This is a genomic window from Streptomyces sp. NPDC058045, from assembly GCF_042885635.1.
Lineage (GTDB): Bacteria > Actinomycetota > Actinomycetes > Streptomycetales > Streptomycetaceae > Streptomyces.
The window spans coordinates 1-8,027 of the sequence record NZ_JBHVRR010000099.1; the positions used below are offsets into that span (position 1 = coordinate 1).

9 protein-coding genes are annotated in these 8,027 nt (G+C 73.0%); 6 read left to right on the forward strand and 3 right to left on the reverse strand.

Annotated elements, in window-relative coordinates; translation table 11 throughout:
* Positions 1 to 162 precede the first annotated feature (162 nt).
* Positions 163 to 1,008 (forward strand): spermidine synthase, encoded by an 846-nt coding sequence (locus ACFVST_RS28890; RefSeq protein ID WP_390156551.1) that lies wholly within the window; start codon positions 163 to 165, stop codon positions 1,006 to 1,008.
* A 33-nt stretch (positions 1,009 to 1,041) separates the two neighbouring features.
* Here ACFVST_RS28890 and ACFVST_RS28895 read toward each other — a convergent pair whose 3' ends face one another.
* On the reverse strand, positions 1,042 to 2,343 hold the full coding sequence (locus ACFVST_RS28895; RefSeq protein ID WP_390156552.1) for an MFS transporter: 1,302 nt from the start codon (positions 2,341 to 2,343) through the stop codon (positions 1,042 to 1,044).
* 61 nt (positions 2,344 to 2,404) lie between these two features.
* The gene (locus ACFVST_RS28900; protein WP_390156553.1) at positions 2,405 to 3,427 is read right to left on the reverse strand and encodes a hypothetical protein; all 1,023 of its coding nucleotides are present in this window, start codon (positions 3,425 to 3,427) and stop codon (positions 2,405 to 2,407) included.
* 160 nt (positions 3,428 to 3,587) lie between these two features.
* Here ACFVST_RS28900 and ACFVST_RS28905 point away from each other — a divergent pair, with 160 nt between their 5' ends.
* From ACFVST_RS28905 to ACFVST_RS28920, 4 genes are all read left to right on the forward strand, one after another.
* Complete coding sequence (locus tag ACFVST_RS28905) at positions 3,588 to 4,040, forward strand: DUF4442 domain-containing protein (RefSeq protein ID WP_390156554.1); 453 nt, start codon at positions 3,588 to 3,590, stop codon at positions 4,038 to 4,040.
* A 120-nt stretch (positions 4,041 to 4,160) separates the two neighbouring features.
* The gene (locus tag ACFVST_RS28910; RefSeq protein WP_390156555.1) at positions 4,161 to 4,829 is read left to right on the forward strand and encodes a DedA family protein; all 669 of its coding nucleotides are present in this window, start codon (positions 4,161 to 4,163) and stop codon (positions 4,827 to 4,829) included.
* Between the two features lie 67 nt (positions 4,830 to 4,896).
* Positions 4,897 to 5,421 (forward strand): gamma carbonic anhydrase family protein, encoded by a 525-nt coding sequence (locus tag ACFVST_RS28915; RefSeq protein ID WP_390156556.1) that lies wholly within the window; start codon positions 4,897 to 4,899, stop codon positions 5,419 to 5,421.
* A 100-nt stretch (positions 5,422 to 5,521) separates the two neighbouring features.
* On the forward strand, positions 5,522 to 6,271 hold the full coding sequence (locus ACFVST_RS28920) for an acyltransferase (RefSeq protein WP_390156557.1): 750 nt from the start codon (positions 5,522 to 5,524) through the stop codon (positions 6,269 to 6,271).
* 50 nt (positions 6,272 to 6,321) lie between these two features.
* Here the strand turns inward: ACFVST_RS28920 and ACFVST_RS28925 are convergent, their stop codons facing one another.
* The gene (locus ACFVST_RS28925) at positions 6,322 to 7,200 is read right to left on the reverse strand and encodes an EamA family transporter (RefSeq protein ID WP_390156558.1); all 879 of its coding nucleotides are present in this window, start codon (positions 7,198 to 7,200) and stop codon (positions 6,322 to 6,324) included.
* A 104-nt stretch (positions 7,201 to 7,304) separates the two neighbouring features.
* Between ACFVST_RS28925 and ACFVST_RS28930 the strand changes: the two genes are divergently transcribed.
* Positions 7,305 to 7,877 (forward strand): helix-turn-helix domain-containing protein, encoded by a 573-nt coding sequence (locus ACFVST_RS28930; protein WP_390156559.1) that lies wholly within the window; start codon positions 7,305 to 7,307, stop codon positions 7,875 to 7,877.
* Positions 7,878 to 8,027: the final 150 nt, after the last annotated feature.

An 8,027-nucleotide genomic window follows, 5' to 3' on the forward strand; every position in this document is an offset into this window, starting at 1 on the left:
AAGTACGTCCAGTACGAGGGCGCTTGGCCGGCGCACCGAGAGCACGCACCAGACCCCGCTCCTTCCTCCACGGAGATCCAAACGACACGGCCTAGCCGACCGGCCCCGCCCCTCCCGGCACCGCGGGAGGGGCGGGGCGCGCGGTCGCGGCACAATGGCCTCGTGGACGAGTCGATACCGGTGGTGCGGGACGTCGACCTGGGGACCGCGCGGCTGCTGCCGGATGTGGATCGGCCCCGGGCCTGGTTGCTGACCGTGGACGGGGCGCCGCAGTCGTATGTGGACCTGGACGATCCGCGGCATCTGGAGTTCGAGTACACCCGCCGCCTCGGCCATGTGCTGGACACCGCCGCCCCGCCCGGGGAGGCGCTCGATGTGCTGCACCTGGGCGGCGGCGGGCTCACCCTGCCCCGGTATGTGGCGGCGACCCGCCCCGGTTCCCGGCAGCGGGTGGTGGAGGCGGACCGGGCGCTCGTCGCGCTGGTGCGGGATCAACTGCCGTTGCCGGCGGGCGCGGACGTCACCGTGCACACCGCGGACGCCCGCGCCTGGACCGCGACGGCCGCGCCGGGGGGTGCGGATGTGCTGGTGGCCGATGTGTTCGGCGGCTCGCGGGTGCCGGCCGCGCTGACCACGTTGAGCTTTCTGCGGTCCGCGGCCCGGTTGCTGCGGCCCGGTGGGCTGTACACGGCGAATCTCGCGGACTCGGCGCCCTTCGACTTCCTGCGGTCTCAACTGGCGGGCTGCGCCGAGGTGTTCGCGGAGGTGGCGCTGATCGCGGAGCCCGCGGTGCTGCGCGGCCGGCGCTTCGGCAACGCGGTGCTGCTGGCCTCGGACCGGCCGGTGGCGGTGACCGAACTGGCGCGGCGCACCGCGGGCGACGCCTTCCCGGCCCGGGTGGTCGACGGGGAGCGGCTGCGGCGCTTCACCGGTGACGCCCGCCCGGTAGCGGACGAGACGGCGACGGCCTCCCCGCTGCCACCGTCGGGCGCCTTCCGCATCGGCTGACGGCGGCCCGATCCCCGTCGCCGACCCCCGGGTTCACCTCTGGGCGACGGGTCCCTCCGCCACGGCCTCGCCCTGGGCCACCGGTGCCTCCGGGGCCGATCCGCCGCGTCGGGTCAGGGTGCGGACCTCGGGCACGGTCAGTACCGCCGCGGTGACCAGGACGATCAGGGCGGAGCAGCCCCAGAGGGCGGTGGTGCGGCCCGCCGCGTTCTCCACCGGTCCCGCGAGGGCGGTGGCCACGGGTACCAGGCCGACGGAGCCCAGCCAGTCGTAGGCCGAGACGCGGGAGAACTTCTCCTCCGGGATCTCCTGGTGCATCGCGGTGATCCACGAGACGCCGAACACCTCGACGCTCGCTCCGCTCACGAACATCACCGCTGTCAGCCACACCACGGGCAGCGGCACCGCCAGCGCCGCGGACGGCAGGGCCAGCGGGAAGGTGCAGAGTGCCCCGGCGAGCAGCAGCCGCCGCGGTTTCCACCGGGTCATCAGCAGCGCCCCGCACACCGTGCCCGCACCGAACGCGCCGAGCGCCACACCCCAGGGACCCGGCCCGCCCAGCGAGTCCCGGGCGACCAGCGGTCCGTACACCGACTCGGCGGCGCCGACCACCGCGTTGACCACCGCGAACTGCACCACGACCGACCACAGCCACGGGCGGCCGATGAACTCCCGCCAGCCGCTGCGGAGTTCGGCGAGCATCCCGGCGCCGGGGGCGCGGGCCGGCATCCCGCTCACGTCGAGCAGGGCGCGCAGGGCGCCGGCGAGGGCGAAGGCGGCGGCGTCCACCGCGAGCACCCAGCCGGGGCCGATGAGCGCCACCAGGGCGCCACCGAGTGCGGCGCCGCCGATACCGGCGCCGTTCAGCGCCATCCGGTAGAGCGCGAAGGCCCGTCCGGCCTGCCGCTCGTCGACCGAGGCCATCAACATGCCCTCGGAGGCGGGTCCGAAGAAGGCCTGCCCGGTGCCGCCGAGCGCGGCCAGCAGCATCATCTGCCAGAGCCGCGGTTCGCCCGCCAGCACCAGGGCGGCGAACGCGGCCTGGGAGAGGCAGTTGAGGGCGTTGGCGGCGACCATCACCCGGTGCCGCGGCAGCCGGTCCGCGACCGCGCCGCCGACCAGCAGGAAGAGCACCAGCGGCACGGTACGGGCGGCGGCCACCAGACCCACGTCGCCGCCGCTGCCGCCCGCCCCCAGTACCGCGAACGCCGCCGCGATGAGTGCCCCCTGGCTGCCCAGGTTGGTCACCACCGCGGCGGCGGTCAGCAGTGTGTGGTTGCGGCCGGCCCACGCGGTGCGGGGGCCTGCGGAAGGAGCGGTACCGGTCGGAGTCACCGGAGGACTATCGCGGGTGCGGGGTCCGGCGGCCAAACGATTTGTGCCGGGCCCGGGAAGGTCAGCCCTCCGGATCGCCGTGCAGGCGCACCGTCTTGAGGATCTTCTGCACCGTCTCGTCCGGCACTTCCTCCTTGACGCCCTTGGCGCCGTAGAACGTCCAGGAGACGAAGTCGCCCTTGGCGTTCTTGAAGCCGAAGGTGGTGGCCTTGCCGTCGGAGTCGCACTTGCCGGCCTTCTTCACACCCTCCGAGTAGGTGGTGGCCACACTGCCCTTGACACCGGAGTCGGTGGTGAACGGCTTCGGTTCGCCGATCTTCAGCAGCTTCTTGCTGGCCTTCTTCTGGTCGGTGTAGCCGCCGAAGACCCACCAGGCGGCGTCGTTGCGCGCGATGAAGTCGGTGTCCTTGGCGCCGTTCTGGCCCTTGGTCCCGGTGCCGGCCAGCGCGGTGTCACTGGGGGAGCCGTCGTGGTCGTCGTCGGAGGTGCACCACTTCTCCTTGAGGAAGGCGGGCGCCGACATGCCGATGAGGGGCTTGGCGTCCTCCTTCTGCTTGTCCTCGAAGCCGATGAAGGTGCCGGGGCTGAGGACCTTCCACTCCGGCGGCACGTCGAAGGCGGTGCCCCACTTGGGGTTCACCACGACCTTCCAGCCGGGGACGGTCGCCTTCTCGCCCTTGTCGTCGCGCGGGTTGTCGTTCCCGGTGGGTGTGCTGGGCGCGGTGGGGGCCGTGGGCGACTTGGACGCGGCCGGTGCCGCGGTGTCCTTCTTGTCGTCCTTGCCGAGGACCATGAAGCCGGTGACGCCGGCGGTCACCACCACGGCGCCGACCGCCACCAGCGCGGTGATCATGATCTTCTTGCGGTCGTCACCGCCACCGCCGGGCGGCGGGGCCGCCCCCATCGGGACCGTCGGAGCCCCCCACTGCTGCTGCCCGCCCTGCCCGCCCTGCTGCTGGTACGGGTTCGGCTGCTGGTAGCCCTGCTGCTGGTACGGGCTCGGTTGCTGGTAACCCGGCTGCTGGTACGGGTTCTGGTCCTGCGGGTTCTGCTCGCCCCCGGGCGGCTGCTGTCCTGGCCACATGGGCAGTCACCTTAGTGCCGTCCGGGACACGGTTCGGTCACCGCCCCTTGTCAGCTCCGTACCGGACGCGGGGCATTGTCGGACATAACGGATAGCGGTGAGCTGCGGCATCAGGGGAGTGTCTGGCCAGAGATTGCTACCGGCGGGTAACGTCCGCGCTATGAGCGCAGATCAGATGTCCGTCGGGGAGATGCTCGCGGCGACCGTTCCGATGGCCCGCACCCTGGATCTCCGGTTCGAGGAGACCGGCCCGGAGCGGGCCGTCGTCTCGCTGCCGGACCAGCCCGACTTCCACAACCATGTCGGCGGGCCGCACGCCGGCGCCCTGTTCACCCTCGGCGAGTCCGCGAGCGGGGCCATCGTGCTGGCCGCCTTCGGTGACCAGTTGGCGCGCGCCGTGCCGCTCGCGGTGCGCGCCGAGATCGCCTACCGCAAGCTCGCCATGGGCCCGGTCACCGCCACCGCCACCCTGGGCCGCCCGGCCGCCGAGGTGGCCGTCGAACTCGACGCGGGGCGGCGGCCGGAGTTCCCGGTGCGGATCGCGATCACCCGTGAGGACGGCGCGGTCACCGCTGAGATGACGGTGCTCTGGACGCTGCGCCCGCACGGCTGACCGGGCGCCCGCCGCCGCCCACCGGGCATCGTCCCCGGTCCGGGTAGGCTTCCCGGGGTGCGCCCGGGGAGTCGCGCACTGCGTGGGACCACGCAAGCGGAGGCGACGGGAGGATTCGCGGTGCACATCCAGGAGTGGCTGGAGGCCGTACCGGCGGTCAGCATCTATGCGCTGGTCGGCGTGGTGATCGGCCTGGAGAGCATCGGTATTCCGCTGCCCGGCGAGATCGTGCTGGTGTCGGCCGCGCTGCTGGCCGCGGCGCACGGCGAGATCGACCCGGTGATCCTCGGCGCCTGCGCCAGTGTGGGAGCGGTGGTCGGGGACTCGATCGGTTATGCCGTCGGGCGCAGGGGCGGGCGGCCGCTGCTGGCCTGGCTCGGGCGGAAGTTCCCCAAGCACTTCGGTGAGACCCAAGTGGCGTCCGCCGAGCGGTCGTTCCAGAAGTGGGGGATGTGGGCGGTCTTCTTCGGCCGGTTCGTCGCCCTGCTGCGGATCTTCGCCGGCCCGCTCGCCGGTGTGCTGCACATGCCGTACTGGAAGTTCCTGATCGCCAATGTGCTCGGCGGGGTGGTCTGGGCGGGCGGCACCACGGCGGTCGTCTACTACCTGGGGATCGTCGCGGAGGACTGGCTGAAGCGGTTCTCCTGGCTGGGGCTGCTGGTCGCGCTGCTGATCGGGCTGGGCTCGATGCTACTGATGCGGTACCGCGCGAAGAAGGAGAAGAAGGCGCACCCGGAGCCCGTCCCCGAGCAGTCCGCCGAGCCGGACCCGGTCCGCGCCGCCGACTGACCGCACCCCGCAAGTCACCTGCCACGCAAGGCAGTTCACACCCCCCACACCCCGCAAGGAGACCGGTATGGCACCGCAGGCACTGGTGAGCGGCGTCGGCGGCAAGGCGCCGCGGATCGACCCCGACGCCTTCACCGCGCCCACCTCGGTGGTTCTCGGCGATGTGGAGATCGCCGCCGGGGCGAGCGTCTGGTACCAGGCGGTGCTGCGGGCCGACTGCGGGCCGCTGGTCCTCGGCGCCGGCAGCAACATCCAGGACAACTGCACCCTGCACACCGACCCCGGCTTCCCGCTGGTCGTGGGGGCGGGCGTCTCGGTCGGGCACAACGCGGTACTGCACGGCTGCACCGTCGAGGACGACGTACTGGTCGGCATGGGCGCCACGGTGCTCAACGGGGCGGTGATCGGGGCCGGTTCACTGGTCGCGGCGCAGTCCCTGGTGCCGCAGGGAATGCGGGTGCCGCCCGGTTCGCTGGTGGCCGGTGTCCCCGCCAAGGTCAAGCGGCCGCTCACCGAGGAGGAGGCGGCCGGAATCCGGCTCAACGCCGAGGTGTACCGGGATCTCGCCGAGACACACCGCGAGGTCGGCTGACGGCCCGCGCCGCGCTGGGGTGAAGGTCACAAGGTGACGGGCACTCGGCTCCCGCCGGGCTGAGTACCGTGGGCGGGTGCGCAGAAAAAGGAACACGTTCTTGTCCCTGGCCGCGTTCGGGCGCGGTCTGGCGCAGCGCGCGGTGCACGGGAGTTGGGCCTGGGCGCAGGGCGTCGGCGCGGTCAGCCGCGAGCATCCGGGGAAGCTGCGGTTCGGCGCGATCGGGCCCGGCACCCGCCTCGCCTTCCCGCAAGGCACCGTCTTCAACGAGCGGTGGATCCACCTCGGGGCGCACTGCGTCATCGGCGAGCAGGTCACCCTCACCGCCGGTCTGATGCCGGACCTGGACCTCGGGCCGGAGCCGATCCTGCGGATCGGGGACGGTGTGGTGCTGGGCCGCGGCAGCCACCTCATCGCCGACACCACCGTCACCGTCGGCGCCGACTGCTACGTCGGCCCCTATGTCTACGTCACCTCCACCAACCACTCCTACGACGACCCGCACCGGCCCATCGGCCACCAGTGGCCCCGGACGGAACCGGTGGCCATCGGCCCCGGCTGCTGGATCGGGACCGGTGCGGTGATCCTGCCGGGCGCCCGGATCGGGCGGAACGTGGTGGTGGCGGCCGGTGCGGTGGTACGCGGCGAGGTCCCCGACCACAGTGTCGTGGCGGGCGCGCCGGCCCGGGTGGTACGCCGCTGGAGCGCCGCGGAGGGCTGGCAGCCGCCGCTGCGCACCCCGGCTCCGGTGCCCGTCCCGGACGGTGTCACCGCGCAGCAACTCAGCGATCTGGCCGAGGCCGTGGGCCCCGCCGCCGGGTTCGAGGACGGCAACTCCGCGCAGCAGTAGGGGAGTCGGGCGCTCTGGAGGGCAACGGCTCGGCACCATACGGTAGTTGGTCAGCCGGTGGCGAGGAGGACGGTGCCGACCAGGGCCAGGCCCGCGCCCGCCGCCTGCACCCCGAGCAGCCGCTCCCGCAGCACCCCGCGCGCCGCCAGCGCCGTCACCACCGGGTAGAGCGAGGCGAGGACGGCGACCACGGTGACCGGGCCGATACGGGCGGCGGTGGCGTAGGTGCCGTTGGCGGCGACATCGGCCAGGCCCACGAAGGCGAGGGCGGGCAGTGCGCGCAGCAGCAGCCGGGGCCCGCCGCCGCCCTCCGGGAGCGCGGTGCCGCCGCGGCGTATCGAGACCCACAGGGCGGCGCCGCCCACCGTCACATTGGTCACCCGCTGTACGAACAGCGCCAGGAAGAGTCCGGTGACGGTGGTGGAGGCCTCCGCGATCAGGGCCATCACGGCGCCGAAGCCGACCGCGGCCACCAGAGTCAGCGCCACCGCCTGCCGCTGCACCGGCGCACCCCGCCACTGCGGCCCGCCCGCCAGCACCACCCCCACCACCGCCACCGCGATCCCCGCGGCCTGGAGCACCCCGGGGCGCTCGCCCAGGACCAGGCCGACGCCGACCGGGACGGCCACCCCGAGCGAGCCCAGCGGGGAGACCACGCCCATCGGGCCGAGGGCGAGCGCCCGGTAGAAGGCGAGCATGGCCACCGGGCCGACCGCACCGGCCGCGACCGCGAACCACAGCCGGGGGCTTGCCTGGTGGAGTGCTCCGGTGGCGAGTACCACCGCGCCGAGCACCAGCACCGCGAGGGACTGGGAGACCACCACCACGGTGAGGGCGGGGGTGCGGCGGGTCAGCAGCCCGCCGCCGAAGTCGGCCAGGCCCCAGAGCAGGCTGGTGCCCAGGGCGAAGAGGAGGGAAGCGGCGGTCACGGGATGGGCCTCGCAGTACAGTGCGGTGAACGTTCGGAAGCTTTCGCTGCACCACACCGTAGTTCAGTAAACTGAACCCTGTCATCAAGGATATTGGACGGACCGTGTCGGATCTCGACCAGCTCACCCAGTCCCTCGCACGCAACCTCAAGCGGTGGCGCGGGGAGCGCGGCTTCACCCTGGACACGCTCGCCGCCCGGGCCGGGGTCAGCCGCGGCATGATCATCCAGATCGAGCAGGCGCGCACCAACCCCAGCGTCGGCACCACCGTCAAGATCGCCGACGCCCTGGGGGTCAGCATCGCCACCCTGCTCGACCATGAACAGGGCGCCGAGGTCCGCCTAGTGCCGCCGGAGCAGGCGGTGCGTATGTGGTCCACCGAGGCCGGGAGCCGCACCACACTGCTGGTCGGCACCGAGCAGCGCGGGCCGCTGGAGCTGTGGTCCTGGCTGCTGATGCCTGGCGAGGGCTCCGCCTCCGACCCGCACCCGCCCGGCACCGTCGAACTGCTCCACGTCGAGGAGGGCACCCTCACCCTGGAGGTCGACGGGGCGGTGCACACCCTGCCCGCCGGGACCTCCGCCGCCTTCGATGCCCGGGTGCCGCACGCCTACCGCAACGACGGCACCACCCCAGCCCGGATGACCATGGCCGTCTCCATCCCACCGGTGCCCTGACCGCAACCGGACCGCACTAGGCCGTGTCGTTTGGATCTCCGTGGCGTCGCGGGCCCTGGCACGCACTCTCGCTGCACCGGCCAAACGCCCAAGTACGTCCAGTACGAGGGCGTCCGGCCGGCACACCGAGAGCACGCACCAGACCCCGCT